Origin of the sequence: Serratia sp. 22278, from assembly GCF_052045405.1 — a bacterium.
Classification (GTDB): Bacteria; Pseudomonadota; Gammaproteobacteria; order Enterobacterales; family Enterobacteriaceae; genus Serratia; species Serratia marcescens.
Genome location: NZ_JBQEOW010000007.1, coordinates 254,298 through 276,930, shown reverse-complemented (window position 1 = coordinate 276,930; position 22,633 = coordinate 254,298). Strand labels below are relative to the sequence as shown.

The 22,633-nt window shown below is 56.8% G+C and carries 24 protein-coding genes, 2 tRNA genes and 1 other annotated feature; of the genes, 10 read left to right on the top strand and 16 right to left on the bottom strand.

Annotated elements, in window-relative coordinates:
* Positions 1 to 235: 235 nt before the first annotated feature.
* The 3 genes from clpB to rluD form a co-directional block, all read right to left on the bottom strand.
* Positions 236 to 2,809, bottom strand: a complete 2,574-nt coding sequence (gene clpB / locus ACTJJ6_RS15490) for an ATP-dependent chaperone ClpB (RefSeq protein ID WP_025301647.1) — start codon at positions 2,807 to 2,809, stop codon at positions 236 to 238.
* A gap of 130 nt (positions 2,810 to 2,939) precedes the next feature.
* Positions 2,940 to 3,671 (bottom strand): purine nucleoside phosphorylase YfiH, encoded by a 732-nt coding sequence (gene yfiH / locus ACTJJ6_RS15485; RefSeq protein ID WP_049298908.1) that lies wholly within the window; start codon positions 3,669 to 3,671, stop codon positions 2,940 to 2,942.
* Positions 3,671 to 4,648 (bottom strand): 23S rRNA pseudouridine(1911/1915/1917) synthase RluD, encoded by a 978-nt coding sequence (gene rluD, locus ACTJJ6_RS15480; protein WP_440802628.1) that lies wholly within the window; start codon positions 4,646 to 4,648, stop codon positions 3,671 to 3,673. The genes yfiH and rluD overlap by 1 nt, the downstream gene beginning before the upstream one ends.
* A gap of 131 nt (positions 4,649 to 4,779) precedes the next feature.
* On the opposite strand from rluD, the gene bamD reads away from it, so the two are divergent.
* The 4 genes from bamD (at position 4,780) to pheA (ending at position 7,614) form a co-directional block, all read left to right on the top strand.
* A complete protein-coding gene (bamD, locus tag ACTJJ6_RS15475; RefSeq protein ID WP_004932456.1) occupies positions 4,780 to 5,511 on the top strand; it encodes an outer membrane protein assembly factor BamD in 732 nt (243 codons plus the stop codon).
* 312 nt (positions 5,512 to 5,823) lie between these two features.
* Positions 5,824 to 6,165 carry a ribosome-associated translation inhibitor RaiA gene (gene raiA / locus ACTJJ6_RS15470; RefSeq protein WP_004932457.1) on the top strand — a complete coding sequence of 114 codons (342 nt, stop codon included), beginning with the start codon at positions 5,824 to 5,826 and terminating at the stop codon, positions 6,163 to 6,165.
* A 122-nt stretch (positions 6,166 to 6,287) separates the two neighbouring features.
* Positions 6,288 to 6,414: a sequence feature (Phe leader region), on the top strand.
* Entirely contained in the window at positions 6,289 to 6,336 is a 48-nt protein-coding gene (locus ACTJJ6_RS15465; protein ID WP_101428074.1) for a hypothetical protein, read from the top strand. (Overlaps the previous feature by 48 nt.)
* Positions 6,415 to 6,456: 42 nt before the next feature.
* Positions 6,457 to 7,614, top strand: coding sequence for a bifunctional chorismate mutase/prephenate dehydratase (gene pheA, locus ACTJJ6_RS15460; RefSeq protein ID WP_337055556.1), 1,158 nt, complete (start codon positions 6,457 to 6,459; stop codon positions 7,612 to 7,614).
* Between the two features lie 54 nt (positions 7,615 to 7,668).
* Here pheA and tyrA read toward each other — a convergent pair whose 3' ends face one another.
* Positions 7,669 to 8,790, bottom strand: coding sequence for a bifunctional chorismate mutase/prephenate dehydrogenase (tyrA, locus tag ACTJJ6_RS15455; RefSeq protein ID WP_033641292.1), 1,122 nt, complete (start codon positions 8,788 to 8,790; stop codon positions 7,669 to 7,671).
* Positions 8,791 to 8,793: 3 nt separating this feature from the next.
* On the bottom strand, positions 8,794 to 9,870 hold the full coding sequence (locus ACTJJ6_RS15450; RefSeq protein WP_016929016.1) for a 3-deoxy-7-phosphoheptulonate synthase: 1,077 nt from the start codon (positions 9,868 to 9,870) through the stop codon (positions 8,794 to 8,796).
* Positions 9,871 to 10,365: 495 nt separating this feature from the next.
* Between ACTJJ6_RS15450 and ACTJJ6_RS15445 the strand changes: the two genes are divergently transcribed.
* The 4 genes from ACTJJ6_RS15445 to ACTJJ6_RS15430 all read left to right on the top strand — a co-directional run bounded on the left by ACTJJ6_RS15445 (position 10,366) and on the right by ACTJJ6_RS15430 (position 12,385).
* Positions 10,366 to 11,130 (top strand): DUF481 domain-containing protein, encoded by a 765-nt coding sequence (locus ACTJJ6_RS15445; protein WP_028127834.1) that lies wholly within the window; start codon positions 10,366 to 10,368, stop codon positions 11,128 to 11,130.
* 243 nt (positions 11,131 to 11,373) lie between these two features.
* Entirely contained in the window at positions 11,374 to 11,595 is a 222-nt protein-coding gene (locus tag ACTJJ6_RS15440) for an HP1 family phage holin (RefSeq protein WP_016929019.1), read from the top strand.
* Positions 11,579 to 12,091 carry a lysozyme gene (locus ACTJJ6_RS15435; protein ID WP_110146708.1) on the top strand — a complete coding sequence of 171 codons (513 nt, stop codon included), beginning with the start codon at positions 11,579 to 11,581 and terminating at the stop codon, positions 12,089 to 12,091. Before ACTJJ6_RS15440 ends, ACTJJ6_RS15435 begins: the two co-directional genes overlap by 17 nt.
* 66 nt (positions 12,092 to 12,157) lie before the next feature.
* Positions 12,158 to 12,385 carry an ogr/Delta-like zinc finger family protein gene (locus ACTJJ6_RS15430; RefSeq protein WP_016929021.1) on the top strand — a complete coding sequence of 76 codons (228 nt, stop codon included), beginning with the start codon at positions 12,158 to 12,160 and terminating at the stop codon, positions 12,383 to 12,385.
* A gap of 143 nt (positions 12,386 to 12,528) precedes the next feature.
* Here ACTJJ6_RS15430 and rplS read toward each other — a convergent pair whose 3' ends face one another.
* From rplS to ffh, 5 genes are all read right to left on the bottom strand, one after another.
* Positions 12,529 to 12,885, bottom strand: a complete 357-nt coding sequence (gene rplS / locus ACTJJ6_RS15425) for a 50S ribosomal protein L19 (protein WP_015376707.1) — start codon at positions 12,883 to 12,885, stop codon at positions 12,529 to 12,531.
* Between the two features lie 48 nt (positions 12,886 to 12,933).
* Positions 12,934 to 13,701, bottom strand: a complete 768-nt coding sequence (gene trmD, locus ACTJJ6_RS15420; protein ID WP_016929022.1) for a tRNA (guanosine(37)-N1)-methyltransferase TrmD — start codon at positions 13,699 to 13,701, stop codon at positions 12,934 to 12,936.
* Between the two features lie 52 nt (positions 13,702 to 13,753).
* Positions 13,754 to 14,302: a ribosome maturation factor RimM gene (rimM, locus tag ACTJJ6_RS15415; protein ID WP_019455135.1), complete on the bottom strand. Its 549-nt coding sequence runs from the start codon at positions 14,300 to 14,302 to the stop codon at positions 13,754 to 13,756.
* 18 nt (positions 14,303 to 14,320) lie between these two features.
* The gene (gene rpsP, locus ACTJJ6_RS15410; RefSeq protein ID WP_004932501.1) at positions 14,321 to 14,569 is read right to left on the bottom strand and encodes a 30S ribosomal protein S16; all 249 of its coding nucleotides are present in this window, start codon (positions 14,567 to 14,569) and stop codon (positions 14,321 to 14,323) included.
* Between the two features lie 214 nt (positions 14,570 to 14,783).
* Positions 14,784 to 16,145 (bottom strand): signal recognition particle protein, encoded by a 1,362-nt coding sequence (gene ffh, locus ACTJJ6_RS15405; protein WP_004932504.1) that lies wholly within the window; start codon positions 16,143 to 16,145, stop codon positions 14,784 to 14,786.
* Between the two features lie 169 nt (positions 16,146 to 16,314).
* Between ffh and ACTJJ6_RS15400 the strand changes: the two genes are divergently transcribed.
* Together ACTJJ6_RS15400 and ACTJJ6_RS15395 are read left to right on the top strand one after the other, a co-directional pair.
* Positions 16,315 to 17,106 carry a cytochrome C assembly family protein gene (locus ACTJJ6_RS15400; protein ID WP_004932506.1) on the top strand — a complete coding sequence of 264 codons (792 nt, stop codon included), beginning with the start codon at positions 16,315 to 16,317 and terminating at the stop codon, positions 17,104 to 17,106.
* A gap of 42 nt (positions 17,107 to 17,148) precedes the next feature.
* Entirely contained in the window at positions 17,149 to 18,438 is a 1,290-nt protein-coding gene (locus ACTJJ6_RS15395; protein WP_016929024.1) for an HlyC/CorC family transporter, read from the top strand.
* Between the two features lie 65 nt (positions 18,439 to 18,503).
* On the opposite strand, the gene luxS is transcribed toward ACTJJ6_RS15395, so the two are convergent.
* The 6 genes from luxS to ACTJJ6_RS15365 form a co-directional block, all read right to left on the bottom strand.
* Entirely contained in the window at positions 18,504 to 19,019 is a 516-nt protein-coding gene (gene luxS / locus ACTJJ6_RS15390) for an S-ribosylhomocysteine lyase (RefSeq protein ID WP_004932513.1), read from the bottom strand.
* Positions 19,020 to 19,185: 166 nt separating this feature from the next.
* Positions 19,186 to 20,748, bottom strand: coding sequence for a glutamate--cysteine ligase (gene gshA / locus ACTJJ6_RS15385; RefSeq protein ID WP_049298906.1), 1,563 nt, complete (start codon positions 20,746 to 20,748; stop codon positions 19,186 to 19,188).
* Between the two features lie 82 nt (positions 20,749 to 20,830).
* A complete protein-coding gene (locus ACTJJ6_RS15380; protein WP_025159656.1) occupies positions 20,831 to 21,259 on the bottom strand; it encodes a YqaA family protein in 429 nt (142 codons plus the stop codon).
* Complete coding sequence (gene yqaB, locus ACTJJ6_RS15375; protein WP_004932523.1) at positions 21,256 to 21,822, bottom strand: fructose-1-phosphate/6-phosphogluconate phosphatase; 567 nt, start codon at positions 21,820 to 21,822, stop codon at positions 21,256 to 21,258. The genes ACTJJ6_RS15380 and yqaB overlap by 4 nt, the downstream gene beginning before the upstream one ends.
* A 316-nt stretch (positions 21,823 to 22,138) precedes the next feature.
* Positions 22,139 to 22,215, bottom strand: a tRNA-Arg gene (locus ACTJJ6_RS15370).
* Between the two features lie 75 nt (positions 22,216 to 22,290).
* Positions 22,291 to 22,367 (bottom strand) — tRNA-Arg (locus ACTJJ6_RS15365).
* Positions 22,368 to 22,633: the final 266 nt, after the last annotated feature.

Genomic DNA, 22,633 nt, shown 5'->3' with positions numbered 1-22,633 from the left:
GTTCCCGGTCAGTGGAGGCGCATTATAGGGAGTTCTCGGCAGGCCGCAACCCCTAATTGCAAAAAACTTTTCAAGCGTTCAAATAATCACCAGAAATACCTTTTTAGGATGTTTATTAGTCAAAAAACACCGGTTTTAGCGCAGTAATAGCGGCAAACCCTGCAAACAGGAGCAAACGAAGATAAAGAAAAGGGAGCGGTCACCCGCTCCCTTTCTTTAATAGGCTTAACTGTCGTTATTGGCGTGCAACGATATGGTCGTTTTCCACATCCAGCGTTACCAGCTTGCCGGGGATCAGCTTGCCAGACAGGATTTGCTGCGCCAGCGGGTTCTCGATCTCCTGCTGAATAGCACGTTTCAACGGACGCGCACCATACACAGGGTCGTAACCGGTTTTGCTCAACAGTGCCAGGGCCGGTTCGGTCATGGTCACTTCGTAACCGCGCTCTTCCAAACGCTTGTACAGACGCGACAGCTGAATCTTGGCGATTGCAGCAATGTGTTTCTCGCCCAGCGGATGGAACACCACCACTTCGTCGATACGGTTGATGAACTCCGGACGGAAGTGGTGACTCACCATCTCCATCACCGACTCTTTCATCTGAGCGTAGTTCATCTGACCGAAATGCTCCTGGATCAGATCCGACCCCAGGTTGGACGTCATGATCACCACAGTATTGCGGAAATCGACGGTGCGGCCCTGGCCATCGGTCAGGCGGCCGTCATCCAACACCTGCAACAGAATATTGAATACGTCCGGGTGCGCTTTCTCGACTTCATCCAGCAGGATCACCGAGTAAGGCCGGCGGCGCACGGCTTCCGTCAGGTAGCCGCCCTCTTCATAGCCGACATAACCCGGAGGCGCGCCGACCAGACGAGAGACGGAGTGCTTCTCCATAAACTCGGACATGTCGATACGCACCATGGCGTCGTCGCTGTCGAACAGGAACGAAGCCAGTGCCTTGCAGAGCTCGGTTTTCCCCACCCCGGTCGGGCCAAGGAACAGGAACGAACCGATCGGCCGGTTAGGATCGGACAACCCGGCGCGGCTGCGGCGGATAGCGTTAGAGACCGCGCTGACCGCTTCGTCCTGGCCAATCACTCGCGAATGCAGCTCTTGCTCCAGACGCAGCAGCTTGTCGCGCTCGCCTTCCAGCATTCTGGCCACCGGGATCCCTGTGGCGCGCGCCAGCACTTCAGCAATCTCCGCATCGGTCACCCGGTTGCGCAGCAGCTTCATGCTCTTGCCTTCGGCCTGCGTGGCGGCGGCGAGCTGTTTCTCCAGCTCAGGGATCTTGCCGTACTGCAGTTCCGACATCCGCCCCAGATCGCCGACGCGGCGCGCCTGCTCCAGGGTGATTTTGGCCTGCTCGAGTTCCGCCTTGATGTTCTGAGTACCGGAGAGCGACGCTTTTTCCGCTTTCCACTCTTCTTCCAGCTCCGAATATTCGCGTTCTTTCTGCCCCAGCTCATCGCTGAGCATATCCAGGCGTTTCTTACTGGCGTCGTCCGACTCTTTATTCAGCGCCTGCTGTTCCAGCTTCAACTGAATGATGCGGCGCTCAAGCCGATCGAGCGACTCAGGCTTGGAGTCCATCTGCATGCGAATGCTGGACGCCGCTTCGTCGATCAGGTCGATAGCCTTGTCCGGCAATTGACGATCGGCGATATAACGGTGCGAAAGCGTTGCCGCCGCCACGATGGCCGGATCGGTGATCTGCACGTGGTGGTGCAGTTCGTAACGCTCTTTCAGGCCGCGCAGAATAGCGATAGTGTCTTCCACGCTCGGCTCCGCCACATACACTTTCTGGAAACGACGCTCGAGCGCCGCATCCTTCTCTATATATTGACGATACTCATCCAGCGTGGTGGCACCGACGCAGTGCAGCTCGCCGCGCGCCAGCGCCGGCTTGAGCATATTACCCGCATCCATCGCGCCATCCGCCTTACCGGCGCCGACCATGGTGTGCAGTTCGTCGATAAACAGGATAACGCTGCCTTCCTGCTTGGCCAGATCGTTGAGCACGCCTTTCAGACGCTCTTCAAACTCGCCGCGGTATTTGGCGCCGGCGATCAAAGCGCCCATATCGAGGGACAATACGCGCTTGTGCTTCAGCCCTTCCGGCACTTCGCCGTTGATGATGCGCTGCGCCAGGCCTTCGACGATGGCGGTTTTACCTACGCCAGGTTCGCCGATCAGCACCGGGTTGTTTTTGGTGCGGCGTTGCAGCACCTGAATGGTACGACGGATCTCTTCGTCACGGCCGATCACCGGGTCAAGCTTGCCCTGCTCGGCGCGTTCGGTCAGATCGATCGTGTATTTCTTCAATGCCTGCCGTTGGTCTTCGGCGCCTTGGTCTTCCACGCTGTCACCGCCTCTCATTTGTTCAATGGCTTTGCTGATTTTGTCGGCCGTCGCGCCGGCCGCTTTCAACAAGTCGGTCAACGAGCCGCGGTCTTCCAGCACCGCAAGCACAAACAGCTCGGAAGAAATGAATTTGTCCGCGCGCTTCTGCGCCAGCTTGTCGCACAGGTTCAGAACGCGCACCAGCTCATGGGATGGTTGAACGTCGCCACCGGTGCCTTCTACCTGCGGTAAACGGGACAGCGCCTGTTCGATCTCGGTGCGCACGCGCCCGGCATCGATACCTGCGGAAGTTAATAGTGGACGAACCGTGCCCCCTTCCTGATTGAGCAGGGCGCTCATCAGATGTAGCGGTTCAATAAACTGGTTGTCGTGCCCAAGGGCTAGTGACTGGGCATCGGCGAGGGCAAGCTGGAATTTGTTGGTAAGACGATCCAGACGCATAACACCTCCAAGATGGGTCGAAATTGCTACTGGAGATTAAATGAGGTCATCCCTCAAATTTTCAAGGTTATCTCGACGCTAAATTTTCGGTACAACGCCATGCGTCGTTGGATCGTCCTAATTCAATAGGTTATATCAGCCAGATTAAACTTGCCAGACGTCCGGTTATTCCGTCGCGCCGATAGGAGAAAAAATGGCTCATTTCGTTAACCGTACAGCGGTCGCCGCCGTAGATGGCCTGAACGCCCGCACGCAACAAGCGTTGGCGAGCCAGCAAGTAGATATTAGCCAAAAACTTATCGCCGTGCGGGGCAAATGCCGCTGCGGCCTCAGCGTCTTCCGCCATGAAAGCGGCGCGCACCTCCGGCCCGACCTCAAACTGCTGCGGGCCGATCGCCGGCCCCAGCCAGGCGCTAATTTGGCCCGGCGCGGCGCTGAACGCCGCCACGGTTTGCTCCAGCACTCCGTGGCATAGCCCACGCCAGCCGGCGTGAGCGGCGGCCACTTCGTCGCCGTGCTGCGAGCAGAACAGCACCGGCAGACAATCCGCCGTCATCACGGCACACACCTGCCCCGGCACGTTGCTGTACACCGCATCCGCCCGCAGATCGGCGGGCGCTTGTCCCGTCAACGTCACCACGCGAGTGCCGTGCACCTGCTCGAGCCACACCGGCATCTGCGGCAAGCCGGCGGCGATAACCAATCGTTCCCGATTGCGCTTCACCGTTTGCTCCTCGTCACCGACGTGAGCGCCGAGGTTCAGCGAGTCATAAGGCGGCAGGCTGACGCCGCCGCGACGCGTGGTGCTGCAGGCCTTAACGCCGGCAGGCAACGGCCAGTCAGGCAGAATGAGCGAGCTCATTACCAGTCCATCTGATCTTTGAATTCTTCGGTGTCCGCCTTCAGCGCGTTGATCAGATCGACCATGTCCTGCGGCAGCGGCGCATGCCACTCCATCTGAATACCGCTAATCGGATGATACAAACGCAGCATAGTGGCGTGCAGCGCCTGACGGTCAAAACCGCGCAGCGTATTGATGAAGGCTTCCGAAGCGCCTTTCGGCGGACGCGGACGACCGCCGTACAGCGGATCGCCCACCAACGGATGGCTGATATAGGCCATGTGCACGCGGATCTGGTGAGTACGGCCGGTTTCCAGGCGCAGGCGCAGGCGGGTGTGCGCGCGGAAGTGTTCCATGATGCGGTAGTGCGTTACCGCCGATTTACCCATCGGGTGCACCGCCATATGGGTACGCTTGGTGGAATGACGCGCGATAGGCTCTTCTACCGTGCCGCCGGCGGTCATGGTGCCGATCGCCACCGCTTCGTATTCACGGGTGATTTCACGCGCCTGCAGCGCTTCCACCAGCCGGGTTTGGGCCGGCACGGTTTTCGCCACCACCATCAGGCCGGTGGTGTCTTTGTCCAGACGGTGCACGATGCCGGCACGCGGCACGTCGGCGATTTCCGGGTAGTGATACAGCAGCGCATTGAGCACCGTGCCGTCCGGGTTACCGGCGCCAGGGTGCACCACCAAATCGCGCGGTTTGTTGATCACCAGGATGTCGCTGTCTTCATAGACGATATCCAGCGCGATATCCTGTGGCTCCCAACGCGCCTCTTCTTCAATCTGTGCATCGATGGCGACGGTCTCTCCGCCCAGCACCTTCTCTTTCGGTTTGTTTGACGTTTTGCCATTGACCTTCACCCGATCGCCCAGGATCCACTCTTTTATGCGAGATCGCGAATAATCAGGGAACAATTCGGCCAAAGCCTGATCTAAACGTTGTCCGAGTTGAGATTCGGCCACCGTTGCGGTGAGTTGTACTTGTTGTGCCATATGCAGCTTCTTCGTTAACGTTGGGTTTTCACGGCGATGCCGTTTAATATAATGTGCTATTGTACCTGGTCTTTGTCGGGAGCTTAACGGACAGTCTCCCGGAATAACACCCTGAGGATAATCAAAACGTCATGACGCGTATGAAATATCTGGTGGCGGCAGCCACGTTGAGCCTGGCGCTGGCAGGTTGCTCCACATCCAAGGATGCGGTTCCCGACAACCCACCTTCGGAAATCTATGCTACCGCGCAGCAAAAACTGCAGGACGGTAACTTCAAGGGCGCGATTACGCAACTCGAAGCGTTAGATAACCGCTATCCTTTCGGGCCGTATTCCCAGCAGGTCCAGCTGGATTTGATTTACGCCTACTATAAGGCCGCCGACTTGCCGATGGCTCAGGCATCCATCGATCGCTTCATGCGTCTGAACCCGACGCACCCGAACATCGATTACGTGATGTACATGCGCGGTCTGACCGACATGGCGCTCGATGACAGCGCGCTGCAGGGCTTCTTCGGGGTTGACCGTTCTGACCGCGATCCTCAGCACGCTCGCGCTGCGTTCCGCGACTTCAGCCAGTTGATTCAGCAATACCCGAACAGCCAATACGCGACCGACGCCAACAAGCGTTTGGTGTATCTGAAAGACCGCTTGGCCAAGTATGAGCTTTCGGTGGCGGAATACTACACTAAACGCGGTGCTTACGTCGCGGTCGTTAATCGCGCCGAGCAGATGTTGCGTGAATTCCCGGATACCAAAGCGACGCACGACGTGTTGCCGCTGATGGAAAATGCCTACAAGCAGCTGCAGCTGAACGGCCAGGCTGACAAAGTGGCCAAAGTGATCGCCGCCAACCCGCAATAAGCGCGCGTCGGCAACGGCAGAAAAGCAAAACGGCAGCCTCGGCTGCCGTTTTCATTGGCGTCGACCTGGTTTTCACTGGAAAAATACACAAGTAAAAACACGGTGTTAGCTAGTGCTCCTCACCGGTCAACTCATCAATAATGCGCCATCCGGCGACAACTCTCAAGCATTAGATAGCCAATTCAAATGCTGAATCACAGATTGAACTAACTTTGCAAAAAGTGACAAAAAATCGTGATTTACATCACGCATTTAAACAAAAAGCGGGGTATGCTGGATTCACCAAGACGGAAAGACAGAGAGGTAAGTTATATGACATTGAACATTACCAGCAAACAAATGGATATCACTCCCGCAATCCGCAATCACGTCGAAGACCGTCTCACCAAACTGGAAAAATGGCAGACCCAGCTGATTAACCCGCATATCGTCTTATCCAAAGAACCGCAAGGGTTTGTCGCCGATGCTACCATTACCACGCCTAACGGCCCGCTGGTCGCCAGCGCCAAACATGATGACATGTATACCGCCGTTAATGAGCTGATCGCCAAGCTGGAGCGCCAGCTGAACAAGGTGCAGCACAAAGGCGAAGCGCGCCGCTGCAATGCCAGCGTGAAAGACATCGTGCCGGAAGTCACGCAAGAGCAGGAATAACCCTCCGACTGCGGTTGCCGCATCAAACGCGCCCGAGGGCGCGTTTTTTGTCGGGTATTTTTGTTGACGGGGTAAAAGCCAGCGGTTACTTTAAAACCTGTTCGCATTAACCTTAGGTAGACCATGCCACGCACACCGTTTTTCTTCGCATTCTTTTTTACCTTCCCCTGACTGGGAGGCGTTTCGTCGTGTAAGAAAGAATGCGAAGACGAACAACAAGGCCTCCTGGAAACAGGAGGCTTTTTTTATGGCTGTTTTACAACGAATAAGAATTGAAGGCGGAAGCTGATTATGACTGACAACCCGTTATTGGTGCTGCGCAAGCGCATCAGCGCACTGGACTTGAAACTGTTGGCCCTGCTGGCGGAACGCCGTGAACTGGCGATCGAAGTCGGCAAGACCAAGCTGCACTCTCACCGTCCGATCCGCGACAAAGAGCGCGAACGCGATCTGCTGGATGCGCTGATCGCCGCCGCCAAACCCTACGACCTGGACGGCTTCTACGTCACCCGCCTGTTCCAACTGATTATCGAAGATTCCGTCCTGACCCAGCAGGCGCTGCTGCAGCACCAGCTCAACCCTGTCAGCCAGCACGCCGCACGCATCGCCTTCCTCGGCCCGAAAGGCTCTTATTCACATCTGGCGGCACGCCAATATGCCGCCCGCCATTTCGATCGGCTGATCGAATGCGGTTGCCAGAAGTTTCAGGATATCTTCGCCCAGGTGGAAACCGGCCAGGCGGACTACGCAATTTTGCCGATCGAGAATACCAGTTCCGGTTCGATTAACGAGGTGTACGATCTGCTGCAGCACACCAGCCTGTCGATCGTCGGCGAACTGACCAACCCGATCGACCACTGTGTTCTGGTGGCCGGCGATAGCGACCTGAGCCAGATTGAAACCGTCTACAGCCATCCGCAGCCGTTCCAACAGTGCAGCCAGTTCCTTAACCGCTTCCCGCACTGGAAAATCGAGTACACCGAAAGCACCGCCGCGGCGATGGAGAAAGTCGCCAAGCTGAATTCGCCGAAGGTGGCGGCGCTGGGCAGCGAGGCCGGCGGCGCGTTGTACGGGCTGCAGGTGCTGGAACACAACCTCGCCAACCAACAGCAGAACATCACTCGCTTCATCGTCCTGGCGCGCAAAGCGATCGACGTATCTGAACAGGTGCCGGCCAAAACCACGCTGATTATGGCGACCGGCCAGCAATCCGGCGCGTTGGTCGAAGCGCTGCTGGTTCTGCGCGACAACGGCATCATCATGACCAAACTGGAATCACGCCCGATCAACGGCAATCCGTGGGAAGAGATGTTTTATATCGATGTGCAAGCCAATCTGCGTGCCGACGCGATGCAAAAAGCGCTGCGCGATCTGGCGCCAATCACCCGCTCGCTGAAGGTACTGGGCTGTTACCCAAGCGACACCGTGGTGCCGGTCAACCCATCCTGAAACCATAAAAAAAGGTTCGGCCAAGCCGAACCCTTTACGTTTACCGCCCGCGTTTTACTGTCGGCTGTCGTTAGCCTGCCGCAACAGCGTGCGGCTCTCCACCAGGAAGCGTTGGGCGTAATCGCCGAACCAGTGCTCCACCTTGCGGAAACTGTCGATAAACGCCTGTTTGTCGCCATGCTCCAACAGCTTTATCGCCTCGCCGAAGCGCTGGTAGTAACGCTTAATCAGCGCCACGTTTTCTTCCGACGACATGATGATATCGGCGTAAAGTTGCGGATCCTGCGCAAACAGGCGGCCAACCATCGCCAGCTCCAGCCGGTAGATTGGCGAAGAGAGCGCCAGCAGTTGCTCCAGTTGCACGTTCTCTTCCGCCAAGTGCAGCCCGTAGGCGAAGGTGGCGAAGTGCCGCAGCGCCTGAATAAACGCCATGTTCTGATCGTGTTCGACCGCGCTGATGCGATGCAGCCGCGCGCCCCACACCTGCAGCTGCTCAAGCAACCATTGGTAAGCCTCCGGCTGGCGGCCATCGCAGTAAACCACTACCTGCTTCGCCACGCTGCCCACGTCCGGGCCGAACATCGGGTGCAATCCCACCACAGGGCCGCTGTGCGCCGCCAACATCGCATGCAGCGGACGGTTCTTCACCGACGCCAAATCCACCAGAATACAGTCGGCAGGCAGCGTCGGCAGGCGGCTTATCACCTGCTCGGTCACATGGATCGGCACGCTGACGATCACCATGCCGGCGTCTGCCAGCAGCTGTTCCGCCTGCGGCCAATCTTCCTGATCCAATACCCTGACCTGATAACCCGACAGCGTCAGCAAGCGGTTGAACAGCCGGCCCATCTGGCCGTTGCCGCCGATGATGACGATCGGCCGCAGCTGCGGACACAGAGTTTTAAAGCCTTTATCATTCTCGCTGACGTACGATTCGCGCATCACGCGGCGCAAGACGTCCTCGATCAGATCCGGCGGCACCCCGAGGTTTTCCGCCTCCTGGCGACGCGAGGCCAGCATCGCGGCTTCGCGCTCCGGTACGTAAACCGGCAGGCCATGACGGCTTTTGACTTCGCCCACTTCCGCTACCAGATGCAGGCGTTTCGCCAGCAGATCCAGCAGCGCTTTATCCACCTCATCGATTTGATCGCGCAGCGCGGTCAGTTCTGCCACCATAACTTACTTTTCTCCCGTGCGAGCCGTCAGCGCAGCGCCGAGTTCCTGATGCATATGACGCAGCAGAGTTTCCGTGCTCTCCCAGTTGATGCAGGCATCGGTGACGGACACCCCGTAACGCATGTCTGCACGCGGCTGTTCGGAAGACTGGTTGCCCTCATGCAGATGGCTCTCCAGCATGATGCCGGTGATCGAACGGTTACCCGCCTTGATCTGCTCCACCACGGACTCGGCAACCGCCGGCTGACGGCGATAGTCTTTATTCGAGTTGCCATGGCTGCAATCTATCATCAAGGACGGATGGAGTCCCGCCTCAAGCATCTGTTTTTCACAGGCCGCAACGTGCTCAGCGCTGTAGTTCGGGGTTTTGCCGCCGCGCAGGATCACGTGTCCGTCCGGGTTGCCCTGCGTCTGCAGCAGGCAAACCTGGCCTGCCTGGTTGATGCCGACGAAGCGGTGCGGCATAGCGGCGGCGCGCATGGCGTTGATGGCGGTGCCCAAGCTGCCGTCGGTGCCGTTTTTGAAGCCGACCGGCATCGACAGGCCGGAGGCCATTTCGCGGTGGGTCTGAGATTCGGTGGTGCGCGCACCGATCGCCGACCAGCTGAACAAGTCCCCCAGGTACTGCGGGCTGTTCGGATCCAACGCTTCGGTAGCCAAAGGTAAGCCCATGCCCACTAAATCCAGCAACAGGCGACGCGCGATATGCAAGCCTGCTTCAACGTCAAACGAACCGTCCATGTACGGATCGTTGATCAAACCTTTCCAGCCGACAGTGGTTCTGGGTTTTTCAAAGTAGACGCGCATAACGATATACAGCTGATCGCTCAAGTCAGCCGCCAGGGTTTTCAAACGACGGGCGTAGTCCAGCGCCGCGTCCGGATCGTGGATCGAACAAGGCCCGCACACCACCAACAGGCGATGATCGCGCCCCTGCAAAATGTTGGCGATAGTGTTGCGCGCAGTGGCGATCTCATTTTCGTCGTCGGCGCTGAGCGGGAACTGGTTCTTCAGCTCCTCCGGCGTGATGAGAACCTGTTCTGCACTGATGTGTACGTTATTGAGCGCGTCTTTTTGCATGATGCTATTCCTGTCGTTTGGCGTTATGCGTTGAAATGGAACATTGAGCGTTTCAGGGCTCTACCCTATCACGATATGTAAAGTTTTCAATCCATTTTCCGTAAATAAAAAATTACCGCAATTATCCTGATTAAATCACCTTTGAAAAAGAGTTGAAAAAACCAATATAAATACAGTAAATACATGTATTTAATAAATCAAAAAAAACTTCACCACACCTTAGCCACCCGGTCTAAGAAAAATGAATATATGTAAATTTATTTGTACACATGATTTTACAGCGAAGATACGCCGCCGATCTCGGCACCGACGCCTGTGCGAAGCAGGATCAGCACGAAATGCCGCCAAAAGCGATGATTTTAAGTAGAAGAAAAGCGAATAAATGAGGGATAAAAATTAAAAACTTAAGCTAATGACGGCTATTTTTGTCGCCGAAATGAACCGATATAATGTGATCGTCATCAACAATAATTCCCCTTAACAACTGGATCCAAGATGCTCTCTTCTCGCGCTCGTCGCGCTTTTCCGCTGTATATTTGCTGCTTAACGACTTTCACCAGTGTTTCAGCCCTTGCCGACAATACGCTTTTCACCGCGATGGACGATCCGGCCACCGCCAAGAAACCGTTCGAAGGCAACGTGCAGGCGGGCTACAACGCCCAGTCAGGCAACTCGCAGAGCTCCACCCTGTTGGCCAACACCAACATGACCTGGTTCAATAGCGACGCGGCGTACAGCCTGTGGGGGGCGGCCAACAACACCACCTCCTCCAACGTGCGCTCGTCCGAAAAATACCAGGCCGGTGGCCGTACGCGCTATAACCTGACCGATCGCAACTACCTGTTCGGTCAGGCCAGCTGGCTGAGTGACCGTTTCAACGGTTACGACTCACGCTCCACGCTGACCGGCGGCTACGGCCGTCAGCTCCTTAACGGGCCGCTCAGTGACCTGCGGGTGGAATTCGGTCCCGGCGTGCGCCATGACGAGTACCATGGCGGCGGCCGTGCAACCAAGGGGCTAGCCTATGGTGCGGCCAACTATTCCTATCAGTTGACCGATAACACCAAGTTCATTCAGGGCGTTTCCGCGCTGGCGAACGAAGAAACCACGCTGAACTCGGAAAGCGCGTTGAACGTGGCGATCAACGATCGCTTCTCATTGCGCGTAGCTTACACCGTGACCTACAACAGCAAACCGCCGGCCTCGGCGCCGAAGAACACCGACACGACGACCTCGGTCACGCTGGTCTACGGCCTATAATATCCCCCCATTATTTCTCGAAGCCCATCATTGATGGGCTTTTTTTATGCCGGCCGCCCTCTTTTGCACAATCTGCTAAAAATATTCATCCCACCCATTGACGACTTTAGCAAATAGCTTAATACTGTATGCATATACAGTAATTATCATACAGACCAGGAGCATGATGGATATCGATAGCGAGCTCTCACGCATCGATGCCTCCGGCTCCCGAGATTCTGTAAACGAAGCGAGCATAAGGCTATGGAGAAAATCACCTCATTCATCACCTACGCCATGGCGCTGTTTCTCGCCTGGCTCGGCAAGCTGTCTCCGCAGGACATTGCCTTTTTAGTCGGTGCGGCGGTAGGCATCGGCACGTTTCTGGTGAACTGGTACTACCGACGTAAAAGCCTGCAGATCTTGAAGGCCATTGAGCGCAATGCGACATCTCGGAGGAACATTTACGATGAGTGCAACCGTTAAGCGCTGCAGCGTCGCCGCCGTTTTGGCCATCGCCGTGCTGTTGCCGTCATTTGGCGAGCTGCAAACCTCAGAAGCCGGTCTCAGGCTGATCGCCGATCTCGAAGGTTGCCGCCTGTCGCCTTACCAGTGCAGCGCCGGGGTGTGGACGCAGGGCATTGGGCACACCGCTGGCGTCATCCCTGGTAAAGCGATCGATGAACGCAAAGCCGCGATGGATTTGGTCGACGATGTTCGCCGCACCGAGCGCGGCATGGCCACCTGCCTGCCGGATACGCTCTCGCAACAAACCTATGATGCGGTGATCGCTTTCGCCTTCAATGTGGGCGTCAGCGCAGCCTGCCGCTCTACGCTGGTCGCGCTGCTGCAACAGCGCCAGTGGCGGCAGGCCTGCGATCAGCTGCCACGCTGGGTTTACGTAAACGGAAAGAAAAACAAAGGGCTGGAACAGCGACGCGCCATGGAACGCGCACTGTGCTTGCAAGGCATTGCCTCATGATGACGAGTTCGCTCGCCAAAGGATGATGCCACACCAATTTCACTTAATTTGTTCAAGGGGGTTCTTATGATGCACTGTCCACTATGCGGTCACGTGGCCCACACTCGCTCCAGCCGCTATTTGAGCGAGTCGACCAAAGAGCGTTACCATCAATGCCGCAACATCAATTGCAGTTGCACGTTCGCCACGCACGAGTCCGTTGCACGGGTGATAGTCAAACCTGGCGATGACATTGTCCCGGCGCAGCCGCACCCGCCGGAAAATCAACATAAACAAAGCGCCGCCGCGCTGTAATGCCAAAAGCCCGCTGACGGAGGCTTTTTAATGTCACGGCCAGGCAGCTAAGCCTCTCAAATGCAACGTGATAGATTTTTCAGATAAAAAAAGGGGTTGGCACAATGCCAACCCCTGATAACTATTAACTTTTGGATGCAGCGTTAGTTAACGCGGTTCAGACGCTCTTTGATACGAGCAGCCTTACCAGTACGTTCACGCAGGTAGTACAGTTTAGCTTTACGAACGGCACCACGACGTTTAACAGTAATGCTGTCGATTACTGGGGAGTGAGTCTGGAATACGCGCTCAACACCTTCGCCGTTGGAAATCTTACGAACAGTGAATGCAGAGTGCAGACCGCGGTTACGGATAGCGATAACCACGCCCTCGAATGCCTGCAGACGTTTTTTGCTACCTTCAACGACCCATACCTTCACTTCCACGGAATCACCCGGACGGAATGCAGGTACGTCTTGTTTCATCTGCTCTTGTTCAAGTTGCTTAATAATGTTGCTCATAATATGTCTCTTACCCTAGGTAAACTGATATATCGGTCCCGTCTGATGTCAGACGCTTCCTTCATAGTCCTGTTGCCTGGTCTGATGTTCCCGTTGGAACTCAGCCAGCAACACCGCTTGCTCGTCAGTCAGAGCTAGGCTTTCTAGAAGTTCAGGTCTTCTAAGCCAGGTTCGGCCCAGCGACTGCTTTAAGCGCCAGCGACGTATCTCGGCATGGTTGCCCGACAGCAGAACCGGCGGTACTTCCATTCCTTCCAACACCTCGGGGCGGGTATAGTGCGGGCAGTCCAGCAATCCGTCGGCGAAGGAGTCTTCCTCCGCTGAGGCCTGATGGCCCAGCACACCCGGTATGAAACGGGCGACTGAATCAATCAGGGTCATCGCCGGCAGTTCCCCGCCGCTGAGAACGTAATCGCCGATTGACCATTCTTCGTCAATTTCGGTTTGGATTACGCGCTCGTCTATCCCTTCGTAACGGCCGCACACCAGAATCATCTTCTGATTGGCCGCCAGTTCGCACACGCCGGTTTGATCCAGCTTGCGCCCCTGAGGTGACAGATAAATCACCTTTGCTCCCTCGCCTGCCGCTGCTTTCGCCGCATGAATGGCTTCCCGTAAAGGTTGCACCATCATCAGCATTCCCGGGCCGCCGCCGTAAGGGCGATCGTCCACGGTACGATGCCGGTCGTAGGTGAAGTCGCGCGGACTCCAACACTGCACGCTCAGCAGGCCATTTTTTACTGCCCGGCCAGTCACCCCGTAATCGGTGATAGCGCGGAACATCTCAGGAAACAGGCTTACAATACCGATGAACACAAGCCAATCCCCTTACCGTTATTCCACTTGCTTCGACCGTTTGATCCGGGGGTCAAAAACCAGGATCCCAATCTGCCTCAATCACGCGGGCAGTGAGATCGACTTTCTTGATAACCTGCCCATGAAGAAACGGAATCAACCGCTCCTTCATGCCGAACGCATCTTTCAGGTTCGCTTTCACAACCATCACATCGTTCGAGCCGGTTTCCATCATATCGATGACTTTACCCAGCTCGTAGCCGGCGGTGGTGACTACCTGGCAGCCCATCAGGTCTTTCCAGTAGTAATCGTCACCCTCCAGCGGAGGAAGTTGCTCTGAATCCACCATAATCTCGCGATTAGTCAGCAGATTCGCCGCGTCCCGATCGTCAATGCCTTTGACCTTGATGATCAGATCCTGACTGTGGCGCTTCCAGTCTTCCAACTCGATATGCTGCCACTGACCCGCCTGCTGGATAAACCACGGCTGATAGTCAAAAATGCTTTCGGCGTTCTCGGTGGATGAAAACACTCTGAGCCAACCACGAATGCCGTAAGCGGACCCCATTTTACCGAGTACAATCGGCTGCTTAGGCGCTACCGGTTTGAGTTGCTTGCTCATTGCCACCACCGCGACAGATTAAGCTGCTTTCTTAGCGTCTTTGATCAGCGCGTGAACGCGATCAGAAACGGTTGCACCCAGACCAACCCAGTGCTCGATGCGGTCCAGGTCCAGACGCAATGCTTCAGCCTGACCAGAAGCGATCGGGTTGAAGAAGCCTACGCGCTCGATGAAACGACCATCACGAGCGTTGCGGCTGTCGGTCACTACTACTTGATAGAACGGACGCTTTTTAGCGCCGCCACGTGCCAAACGAATTGTTACCATAACATCCTCTTTAGTTAATAAAACAGCCGGGCCCCATTGAGGGACGGGGCCCGGTTGCAATATAAAAAGCCCGAAAATTTTACTCATTTTGGCGCAAAAAGCAATCTAAAGCGTCGATCGCAGGGGACAACTTTTGCAGCCTGTCAAATTTCGGGCGGTTTTCACCGCGAACGGCGAATGCTGAAAGCGCCCGCACTCAGCGTGCGGGGGCCCGTCAGCGGCCTGGGAAGCCCGGCGGCATCATGCCTTTCATGCCGCGCATCATCTTCGCCATACCGCCTTTCTTCATCTTCTTCATCATACGCTGCATTTCGTCGAACTGCTTCAGCAAGCGGTTGACGTCCTGCACCTGCATACCGGCCCCCATCGCGATGCGGCGCTTGCGCGAGCCCTTGATGATTTCCGGTTTGGCGCGCTCTTTCAGCGTCATCGAGTTGATGATCGCCTCCATGCGCACCAGCACTTTGTCGTCCATCTGCGACTTGACGTTGTCCGGCAGTTGGCCGGCGCCCGGCAGCTTGCTCAGCATGTTAGCCATGCCGCCCATGTTGCGCATCTGCTTGAGCTGCTCCAGGAAGTCGGTCAGATCGAAACCGTCACCCTTCTTCAGCTTGTTGGCCAGCTTCTCCGCCTGCTCGCGGTCGACCTTGCTTTCGATATCTTCGATCAGCGACAGCACGTCGCCCATGCCCAGGATGCGCGATGCCACGCGATCCGGGTAAAACGGCTCCAGCGCTTCGGTCTTCTCGCCGACGCCGAGGAACTTGATCGGCTTGCCAGTGATATGGCGGATGGACAACGCCGCACCGCCGCGCGCATCGCCGTCGACCTTGGTCAGCACCACGCCGGTCAGCGGCAGCGCTTCGTTAAACGCCTTGGCGGTATTGGCGGCGTCCTGGCCGGTCATGGCGTCGACCACGAACAGAGTTTCCACCGGCTTGATCGCCGCGTGCACCTGTTTGATCTCGTCCATCATCGCTTCGTCAACGTGCAGACGGCCGGCGGTATCGACAATAAGGACATCGTAGAACTTCAGCTTGGCCTGTTGCAGCGCGCGATTGACGATGTCGATCGGTTTTTCTTTGACGTCAGACGGGAAGAAGTCGATGCCGACGCCTTCCGCCAGCGTTTCCAGCTGTTTGATCGCCGCCGGGCGATAAACGTCCGCGGAAACCACCAACACTTTCTTCTTCTGTTTTTCTTTCAGGAACTTGCCGAGCTTACCGACGCTGGTGGTTTTACCGGCGCCCTGCAGGCCCGCCATCAGCACCACGGCCGGCGGCTGAGCCGCCAGATTCAGCTCGGTGTTGACTTCGCCCATCGCGGCGATCAGCTCGCCTTTGACGATCTTGACGAACTCCTGCCCCGGCGTCAGGCTCTTGTTGACTTCATGGCCAACCGCGCTCTCTTTGACGCGGTTGATGAAGTCGCGCACCACCGGCAGCGCAACGTCCGCTTCCAGCAATGCCATACGCACTTCACGCAGGGTTTCCTTGATATTCTCTTCGGTCAGCCGCCCGCGGCCGCTGATATTGCGCAACGTGCGCGACAATCGATCGGTTAAATTTTCAAACATCGTCTCATGCTCAACGTGTAATGACAGGCCGCTCCGGCGACACAATTGCGCCGATGATAACACGAAGCGCGCAGGATCTCTGCCTCAGCGTTGGAGATAGGTTGGAGTGAAACGCGCGCAACGCTATACTGACACTCCAATTAACCACGCCGAAGCAAAATTAAACGCTATGCCAGTTTTCTCCATTGTGGCTTTGATGGCCTACCTGCTCAGCCTTGGACTGATCATTCCCAGCTTGTTGCGGAAGAACAGCGCATACCGTCGGCTCGCCCTCGTCTCGGCGGTGGTGGCGCTGATTTGCCACGCCATCGCGCTGCAGCAGCGCATCTTTGACGTCAGCGCCGGGCAGAATCTCAGCCTGCTGAACATTGGTTCTATCGTCAGCCTGATCATCTGTTCGGTGATGACCTTCGTCGCTTCACGCGATCGCGGCTGGTTCCTGCTGCCGATCGTCTACAGCTTCGCGATGATCAATCTGGCCTTCGCCAGCTTCATGCCCGGCGAGTTCATCACTCACCTGGAAGCCAGCCCGGAATTGATGGTGCATATCGGCCTGGCGCTGTTCTCTTACGCCACCCTGATCATCGCCGCACTCTACGCCTTACAGCTCGCCTGGCTCGACTACCTGTTGAAAAACAAGAAGCTGACCTTTAGTGCCGACATGCCGCCGCTGATGAGCATCGAGCGCAAGATGTTCCATATCACCCAGATCGGCGTGGTGCTGCTGACGCTCACCCTGTGCACCGGCCTGCTGTACATGGATAACCTGTTCAGCAAAGAGAACGTGCATAAAGCCGTGCTGTCGATCATGGCCTGGTTCGTGTATATCGTGCTGTTGTGGGGCCATTACCATGAAGGCTGGCGCGGCCGCCGCGTCGTCTGGTTCAGCTTCGCCGGCGCCTTTCTGCTGACGCTCGCCTACTTCGGCAGCCGTCTGATTCAGCAGGTGATGGTGCGCTAGGCCAGCCCGGTCCAATTCTCCCTCTCTATAAGGAATACTGCATTGGAGCATGTGTCGACGGGGACCCTCATCATTATCCTGGTGATCATGATCGTGGTCTCCGCTTACTTCTCCGCTTCCGAAACTGGCATGATGACGCTCAACCGTTATCGCCTGCGTCACCTGTCCAAACAGGGCAACCGCTCGGCGCGCCGGGTGGAGAAGCTGCTGCAAAAACCGGATCGGCTGATCGGCCTGGTGCTGATCGGCAACAACCTGGTCAACATCCTTGCCTCGGCGCTGGCGACCATCGTCGGCATGCGGCTGTATGGCGATCTGGGCGTGGCGATTGCGACCGGCATACTGACTTTCGCCGTGCTGCTGTTCGCCGAAGTGCTGCCGAAAACCTTCGCCGCGCTCTATCCGGAACGCATCGCCTTCCCCAGCAGCGTCCTGCTGGCACCGTTGCAAAAGGTGATGTTCCCGCTGGTCTGGCTGCTCAACGGCATCACCAGCCTGACCTTGCGCCTGTTCGGCATTCGCACCAACGTGCGCATCAGCGACGCCGTCAGCAAGGATGAGCTGCGCACCATCGTGCGTGAATCCCAGTCGCAGATCTCCCGCCGCAATCAGGACATGCTGATCTCGGTGCTGGACCTGGAAAAGGTGACGGTCAACGACATCATGGTGCCGCGCACCGAGATCGTCGGCATCGACGTCAACGACGACTGGAAGTCAATCATGCGCCAGCTGACCCACTCGCCACACGGCCGCATCGTGCTGTATCGCAGCTCGCTGGACGATGCAATCGGCATGCTGCGCGTGCGCGAAGCCTATCGCTTGATGACCGAGAAAAAAGAGTTCAACAAAGAGAACCTGCTGCGCGCCGCCGATGAGATCTACTTCGTACCGGAAGGCACGCCGCTCAACGTGCAGCTGGTGAAATTCCAGCGCAATAAAGAGAAGGTCGGCATCGTGGTCGACGAGTACGGCGACATTCAGGGCCTGGTCACGGTGGAAGACATTCTCGAAGAGATCGTCGGCGATTTCACCACCTCGATGTCACCGACGCTGGCGGAAGAAGTCACGCCGCAGAGCGACGGTTCGGTCTTGATCGACGGCACCGCCAACGTGCGGGAGCTGAACAAGGCCTTCAACTGGACCTTGCCGGCCAATGAAGCCCGTACCGTCAACGGTATGCTGCTGGAAGAACTGGAAGAGATCCCCGAAATCGGCACCCGGGTGCGTATCGGCCATTACGATATCGACATTCTCGACGTACAGGGCAACATGATCAAACAGGTGCGGGTCACGCCGATCACCTCGCTGCAGTCCAGCGTCGGCCATCACTGACCGCCGGCCAGAACGTAAAAAAGACGCGAAATCGCGTCTTTTTTGTTTCTGCGGGAAACGTACGGTCAGATATGCAGCTCCTGCAGCTTCTCTTTCGGCAGCGCCAGTTCGTCGTTGTGGTTCACCACCACGCCGTTATCCAGAATGTGCTTGGCGATTTCCTGCGCTTCTTCCAGCGAGTGCATGTGGTAGGTACCACACTGGTACTCGTTCAGCTCAGGGATCTTGCGCTGGTCGGTCACTTTCAGCACGTCGGCCATCGCCGCTTTCCAGGCATCGGCAACGCGCTGCTCTTCCGGCACGCCGATCAGGCTCATGTAGAAACCGGTGCGGCAGCCCATTGGGGAGATGTCGATAATCTCCACGCCCTGGCCGTTCAGGTGGTCGCGCATAAAGCCGGCGAACAGGTGTTCCAGCGTGTGAATGCCGCGTTCGGGCATCACTTCCAGGTTCGGGCGGCAAAAGCGCAGATCAAATACCGTGATGGTATCGCCATGAGGCGTTTTCATGGTTTTCGCAACGCGGACAGCCGGGGCTGCCATACGGGTATGATCGACGGTAAAGCTATCCAGCAATGGCATTTCGCTACCTCCTCGTAAAAGAGCATTTATTTCGAAACTTTTTTTCCTAACCGGGAAACCTTTTCCAACCCTGCGAGTCTGAGTATGTGAAAGACGCGCATTTGTTATCATCATCCCTGTCATCAGAGATGCATATTTGGCCACATTGATGTGGCCTTTTTCTTTTTCAGCTTCCGCCGTTTTGCTTCAGGAACGCTTCAAAGCTTAGCGTATCATTGGCTTCTATGTCGCGTTGACGCTGCCAAGAGGCTTCCCGCTCTTTATCCAGCTCGTCTTCGTTCAGGATTTCCAACGGCTCTTCCAGCAATGTCTGGCGATACTGCTCCGCCAGCTGCAGACCGACGCGCCCGGTGCCTTCCGCCTTCATCGCCTTCAGAATGCGCGCGGAGAAGGTCAGCTCAGGGTCGTCAAATGCGGCGACCAGCTCATCGCACACCTGCTGGTATTGACGGTTGCCGGCTTCGCCGTCCAACACTTCCGCCACCCGACGCAGATCGGCGAACAGCGCCTTGCCCACGTTTTCCAGCGGTTCATGGCTGGCGCCACAGCCGATGCCGATGGTCTGGCCCGGCTTGCGCCCTTCCAGAATCACCCGGTTCCAGTTCTTGCGCGTGCACAGCAGTTCATCGCTGCTCATCTCCGGCGCATCGGCCAGCGCGCACCACACCAGGAACAGATCCAGGAAACGCGCCTGCACCGCATCCACGCCGATCGGCGAGAACGGGTTGATATCCAGCGAACGCACTTCGATGTATTCGATACCGCCGCGCAGCAGCGCGTCTGACGGCGTCTCGCCGCTTTTGGTCACGCGCTTCGGCCGGATCGGCGCATACAGCTCGTTTTCGATTTGCAGCACGTTACTGTTCAACTGCAGGTAGCGGTCACCCTCTTTCACGCCCAGCTTGGCGAACTCTTCGGAAGGCGTAACGATCGCCCGCTTCAAACCGGCCACATAGCTGTGCAGATCGTTGAAGGTGATGCCCAGATTACTCTGCGACTTGTTGGTGTAACCCAGATCGCTCAGACGCAGCGAGGTGGCGTACGGCAGGTAGCACATCCCCTGCTCGGTGCGTTCGAACGGCAGAGTGGTCTCGCGTCCTTTGAGGAACGAAGAACAAATGGCCGGCGATGCGCCGAACAGATACGGGATCACCCAACCGAAACGGTAGTAGTTGCGGATCAGGCGGAAATACCCCGCCGAGATCTGCTCTTTACCGCTTTCTGCGTCCTGCACGCCAGCCCAGGCCTGCCAAAACTCCAGCGGCAGCGAGAAGTTGTAGTGCACGCCGGAAATGGTCTGCATCAACGCGCCATAGCGATTCTTCAGCCCTTCGCGGTACAGCGTCTTCATGCGGCCGATGTTCGACGAACCGAACTGCGCCAGCTCAATATCCTGCTCGGCTTCGATAAAGCACGGCATGCTGAGCGGCCACATGCGCTCATCGCCAATATTGCGCGCTACGTAGCGATGAATATCGCGCAGGAACGTCAGCAGGTGATCGATATTGTCATCAACCGGCGTAATGAACTCTAACAGCGCCTCGGCGAAATCCGTGGTGATCCAGTGGTGCGTCAATGCCGCCCCCAGCTTTTCCGGATGCCCGGTAGTCGCCAAGGTGCCGTTCGGCGTGACTCGCAGCGTTTCACGCTCGATGCCGCGACGAATGCCTTTTAATGCCTGAGGATGGGCTTCCAACCAAGAAAGCGCCTGTGATACGTCCGGGATCAAATTGACCTCCCGCTTCTAAAAACAATAACTCGTAAGCATACTGAATCCGCACCCGAGAGAATATTGAGTTATATTCACTTGGTTACTGCCACCAGGCGATGCCCTGTACCGTTATCATAGTCAAAACGATGTAACGCAGCGCCTTTCCGATACACAGAAACAGCGCGACAGAGCCCCAGGGCATGCGCAGCCAACCTGCCAACACGCACAACAAATCGCCCACCACCGGCACCCAGCTGAGCAACAGCGCAGCCGGGCCGAAGCGTTGCAGCCACCCGAGCGCCGTTGCCAGCCCCCGCTGTGGTTTCAACGCCGGTAACAGGCGCCCGATAATGACATTGGTCAAGCCGCCCAGCGTGTTGCCCAGGGTCGCGGCCAGCACCAGCAATTCCGGCGAGACGCGACTCTGGGTCAGCAAAGCGACCAGAACGATTTCTGAATTTCCCGGCAGCAGCGTCGCACTAAGGAAGCTGCTGCCAAATAACGATATTACGGCTAGCGTACTACTCACAGCGTGCGAACGTCTACCACGTCCATACCGGCGCTTTTTGCCGCCTGGATGCCGAACTCGGCGTCTTCAAACACCACGCACTTTTCCGGCGGCACGCCGATAAGTTCGGCGCAGCGTAGGAAGGTGTCCGGCTCAGGTTTATGGCGCTGTACGTCGTCCGCACCGACGATCGCGTCGAAGCAGTTGAACAGGCCGAGATGACGCAGCAGCATTTCCGCCATGCGGTGCTCGCTGCCGGTACCGACCGCCATCGGACGGCGACCGTGATAGGATTTTACCACCTCGATCAGCGGCAACGGGCGCACGCTGTCCAACAGCATCGCCTCCACCGCGCGGGTTTTCTCCGCGGCCAGATGATGGGGATCGAGATCGGCCTGGTGGCTGGCGATAATCGCCTGAGCGATGCGCCAGGTCGGTGAACCACTCAGCGCCACCATAGCCGCTTCATCAAACGTCATGCCATAACGCGACAGCACTTCACTCCACGCTTTGCGGTGCGTTGGCTCGGTGTCCAGAATCGTGCCGTCCATGTCGAAAATAAGACCCTGATAGCGGTCGTACATCGTTACTCCATGATCGTTGAGGAAAGAAAACTACTTTAGCGTAAAGCCGTTGGGTTGTCGCTGACTGCGTCATAGCGGAATGTGCTGTGATCGATCGGGTGCAAAGAAGGAAAGGGGTGAAGAGAGAATGGCTAAATGCTGAAAAGCGAAAAACCCGCCTTGGCGGGTTTCTCTTAGATGGTGCATCCGGGAGGATGATTCGGGGTCAACGCCTCACCCTGCGGGCCGTTGCTAAAGCAACGTTATCCTCCCCAAGGACACTTTCCTTTCTCCCACCCGCTTGCAGATTTCTCTTCGCGATACGGGGAGTTAAACATGGTGCATCCGGGAGGATTCGAACCTCCGACCGCTCGGTTCGTAGCCGAGTACTCTATCCAGCTGAGCTACGGATGCATGACTGTTTTTGCCGCTTGCCTGTTTCACGAATAACAGAAAAGCAAAAACCCGCTAAGGCGGGCTTCTCTTAGATGGTGCATCCGGGAGGATTCGAACCTCCGACCGCTCGGTTCGTAGCCGAGTACTCTATCCAGCTGAGCTACGGATGCATTACTATTTTTACCGCGTGCCGGCTTTGCTAATAAAGCCAGACTTGAAGAATGGTGCATCCGGGAGGATGATTCGGCGCTAGCGCCTCACCCTGCGGGTCGTTGCTTAAGCAACGTTATCCTCCCTGGTAACACTTTCTTTTCTTCCACCCGCTTGAAGATTTCTCTTCGCGACGAGTGAGATTAAGAATGGTGCATCCGGGAGGATTCGAACCTCCGACCGCTCGGTTCGTAGCCGAGTACTCTATCCAGCTGAGCTACGGATG

What these genes read in the sequence shown, in the direction of transcription:
- clpB (WP_025301647.1), bottom strand. Translation starts at nt 2,809, where the DNA reads ATGCGTCTGGATCGTCTTACCAACAAATTCCAGCTTGCCCTCGCCGAT.
- yfiH (WP_049298908.1), bottom strand. Translation starts at nt 3,671, where the DNA reads ATGAGCTCGCTCATTCTGCCTGACTGGCCGTTGCCTGCCGGCGTTAAG.
- rluD (WP_440802628.1), bottom strand. Translation starts at nt 4,648, where the DNA reads ATGGCACAACAAGTACAACTCACCGCAACGGTGGCCGAATCTCAACTC.
- bamD (WP_004932456.1), top strand. Translation starts at nt 4,780, where the DNA reads ATGACGCGTATGAAATATCTGGTGGCGGCAGCCACGTTGAGCCTGGCG.
- raiA (WP_004932457.1), top strand. Translation starts at nt 5,824, where the DNA reads ATGACATTGAACATTACCAGCAAACAAATGGATATCACTCCCGCAATC.
- pheA (WP_337055556.1), top strand. Translation starts at nt 6,457, where the DNA reads ATGACTGACAACCCGTTATTGGTGCTGCGCAAGCGCATCAGCGCACTG.
- tyrA (WP_033641292.1), bottom strand. Translation starts at nt 8,790, where the DNA reads ATGGTGGCAGAACTGACCGCGCTGCGCGATCAAATCGATGAGGTGGAT.
- ACTJJ6_RS15450 (WP_016929016.1), bottom strand. Translation starts at nt 9,870, where the DNA reads ATGCAAAAAGACGCGCTCAATAACGTACACATCAGTGCAGAACAGGTT.
- ACTJJ6_RS15445 (WP_028127834.1), top strand. Translation starts at nt 10,366, where the DNA reads ATGCTCTCTTCTCGCGCTCGTCGCGCTTTTCCGCTGTATATTTGCTGC.
- ACTJJ6_RS15440 (WP_016929019.1), top strand. Translation starts at nt 11,374, where the DNA reads ATGGAGAAAATCACCTCATTCATCACCTACGCCATGGCGCTGTTTCTC.
- ACTJJ6_RS15435 (WP_110146708.1), top strand. Translation starts at nt 11,579, where the DNA reads ATGAGTGCAACCGTTAAGCGCTGCAGCGTCGCCGCCGTTTTGGCCATC.
- ACTJJ6_RS15430 (WP_016929021.1), top strand. Translation starts at nt 12,158, where the DNA reads ATGATGCACTGTCCACTATGCGGTCACGTGGCCCACACTCGCTCCAGC.
- rplS (WP_015376707.1), bottom strand. Translation starts at nt 12,885, where the DNA reads ATGAGCAACATTATTAAGCAACTTGAACAAGAGCAGATGAAACAAGAC.
- rimM (WP_019455135.1), bottom strand. Translation starts at nt 14,302, where the DNA reads ATGAGCAAGCAACTCAAACCGGTAGCGCCTAAGCAGCCGATTGTACTC.
- rpsP (WP_004932501.1), bottom strand. Translation starts at nt 14,569, where the DNA reads ATGGTAACAATTCGTTTGGCACGTGGCGGCGCTAAAAAGCGTCCGTTC.
- ffh (WP_004932504.1), bottom strand. Translation starts at nt 16,145, where the DNA reads ATGTTTGAAAATTTAACCGATCGATTGTCGCGCACGTTGCGCAATATC.
- ACTJJ6_RS15400 (WP_004932506.1), top strand. Translation starts at nt 16,315, where the DNA reads ATGCCAGTTTTCTCCATTGTGGCTTTGATGGCCTACCTGCTCAGCCTT.
- luxS (WP_004932513.1), bottom strand. Translation starts at nt 19,019, where the DNA reads ATGCCATTGCTGGATAGCTTTACCGTCGATCATACCCGTATGGCAGCC.
- yqaB (WP_004932523.1), bottom strand. Translation starts at nt 21,822, where the DNA reads ATGTACGACCGCTATCAGGGTCTTATTTTCGACATGGACGGCACGATT.